Source organism: Actinoplanes sp. ATCC 53533, from assembly GCF_003947245.1.
In genome coordinates, this window is record NZ_QHHV01000612.1 from 1 (window position 1) to 771 (window position 771).

The window sequence follows — 771 nt, forward strand, 5'->3', positions numbered from 1 at the left end:
TCGGCGCCGACCGGCTTCCGGCAGCTTTGTGACGATCATGAACCACGGGCTGCGGCTGCACCTCCGCTTCGCAGAGGCGCCAGCCCGTTCCGACCGGCTCGTGAAGATCTGCAGGAAAGGCAAGCTGTGAGTGTCGACATCGCCAAAGACGACCGGATCCTCATCGACGGGGAACTGGTCACGGTCGTGGCCGCGACATCGACACCCGCTGGCTTCGAGTGCATCGTTAAGTCCCCCACTCGCGGGTTGTTCGAGGTCTTCATCCGTGCCAATGACGTCGACAGCTGTAAGGTGCCGACGTCCGACGGCAGCGGCGACAGCGGTCGGGCCATTGCCGCCGTGTGGACGGAGTGGATGCGCTGGGCGATCCCGCGAATCCGGTCCGCGGTGCTGGCGACCCGACCGCTTCGCCCCTTCGCCCACCAGGACGACGCGGTATTCGGGGCGATGCTGTCCCAGCCACGGCTGCGGTTCCTGCTGGCCGACGAGCCGGGTACCGGCAAGACGCTGATGACCGGCATGTACCTCGCCGAAGGGCGCCGCCGAGGGCTGGTCCCCGGCAAGACGGTCATCGTCGTTCCCGCTCACCTGGTAGAAAAGTGGATCCGAGAGCTGAAACGGTTCTTCGGCATCGACGCGCACCGCATCACTGCCGAGATTGGCCGAGATCCCCTCGACCTACGCGACGACGTGGACGTGTGGGTCGTCTCACTGGACCTGTACACCTACAACAGCGACGTCCGACGCAAAATCGTCGGTAGTAGGGCGTCG

The 771-nt window shown here is 65.4% G+C and carries 1 protein-coding gene; it reads left to right on the top strand.

Going from position 1 to position 771, the window contains the following annotated elements:
* Positions 1 to 246: 246 nt before the first annotated feature.
* A partial coding sequence (locus DMB66_RS60920) for an SNF2-related protein (RefSeq protein ID WP_233625646.1) occupies positions 247 to 771 on the top strand: 525 nt, incomplete at its 3' end.